This is a genomic window from Neisseria sp. WLZKY-1, from assembly GCF_046546535.1.
Classification (GTDB): Bacteria; Pseudomonadota; Gammaproteobacteria; order Burkholderiales; family Neisseriaceae; genus Neisseria.
Window position 1 is genome coordinate 1 of record NZ_JBKGTW010000101.1, and the last position, 1,491, is coordinate 1,491.

The following is a 1,491-nucleotide window of genomic DNA, read 5'->3' on the forward strand; positions in this document are numbered from 1 at the left end:
CTATTTCTGCTTCTACCGCCTCGGCCGGATTGACCTGAACGACTTCTGCTAAACTGCCCGAAAAACTGTTACCCATGTCCCCGCACAGGTGTTACCTATGTGTTCGGTCTGTACAGATGTCCTGCGAGGTCAGGTGCTGCTGCATTTTTTTCAGATATTCGAGCGCGGCGTATTGCAATATATTTCACGACAACGGTTGAGGCCGTCTGAAAACCGCATTTTCAGACGGCCTCAAACCTTTGCTTTATTTCAGCACCGCGAAATACAGCAGCACCAGCGCGCCCAGCACGATTCTGTACCAGCCGAAGATTTTGAAATCGTGGCGTTTGATATAGGCCATCAGGAATTTGATGGCGAGGATGCTGACAACGAAGCTGACAACCATGCCGCAGGCAAGCACACCCACTTCATGCGCGGTAAACGACAGGCCGTGTTTGGCGATTTTCAGCAGGCTCGCGCCGAACATCACGGGCACGGCGAGAAAGAAAGTGAACTCCGCCGCTACTTCGCGGCTGAGGCCGACGGCGATGCCGCCCAGAATCGTCGCCCCCGAACGGCTCGTGCCCGGCAGCACGGCGGCAATCACCTGAAACAGGCCGACCCACAGCGCCTGCGCGTAGGAAATGCCCGCCAAATCGTTTGTTTTCGGCTTGTGGTGTCTGTTGCGGTTTTCGACAACGATAAAGGCGATGCCGAACACAATCAGCATCACCGCCACCGTCCACGGATTGTAGAAATGGCTGTCTATCCAGTCGTTCAGCGACAGGCCGACCACAGCGGCGGGTACGCAGGCAAGAAGGATTTTGCTCCACAGCGGCACGGCCTCGGGTTTCAGGCGCAGGCCGCGCGCAAACGGCCACAGCTTGTCGAAATACAAAACGGCCACCGCCGCAATCGCGCCGAGCTGGATCACGACGAGGAACATTTTCCAAAATTCGGGCGACACATCCAGCCGCACAAACTCGTCCAGCAGAATCATATGGCCGGTGGAACTGACGGGCAGCCACTCGGTAATGCCCTCCACAATGCCGAACAGCGCGGCTTTCAAAATATCTGACATACAACACTCGCAAACGGAAAAAAGGGCGGATTCTACCCGATTTCGGCAAAGAGGCCGTCTGAAAAAGACGGCCGCGCCTTTCAGACGGCCTCAGGGTATAGTGAACCAACACGAAAATCTACGGCGTTGCTGCGCCTTACCGTACTACTTGTACTGTCTGCAGCTTGCTGCCTTGTATCTTTCGTATTTTGTTTCACTATATGAGACCTTTGCAAAAAAGCCCTTCCTTCGACAGCCGGAACCCAAGCACAGGTTTTCGGCTGTTTCCGCACCTAATTGCGCCTGATTTTACCCAAATCTCCCCTTAATCCTCCCCGGATACCGGATTATCAGGCATCCGGGCCGCCTTTTAGGCGGCAACAGGCACACTTAGCCTGTTGGCCGCTTTCAACAGGTTCAAACACATCACCTTCAGATGGCTTTGCGCACTC

1 protein-coding gene is annotated in these 1,491 nt (G+C 54.8%); it reads right to left on the reverse strand.

The window, feature by feature from the left end; genetic code table 11:
* Nucleotides 1–244: 244 nt before the first annotated feature.
* Nucleotides 245–1,060, reverse strand: coding sequence for an undecaprenyl-diphosphate phosphatase (locus tag ACLD9W_RS12305; protein WP_410842278.1), 816 nt, complete (start codon nucleotides 1,058–1,060; stop codon nucleotides 245–247).
* Between the last annotated feature and the right edge of the window lie 431 nt (nucleotides 1,061–1,491).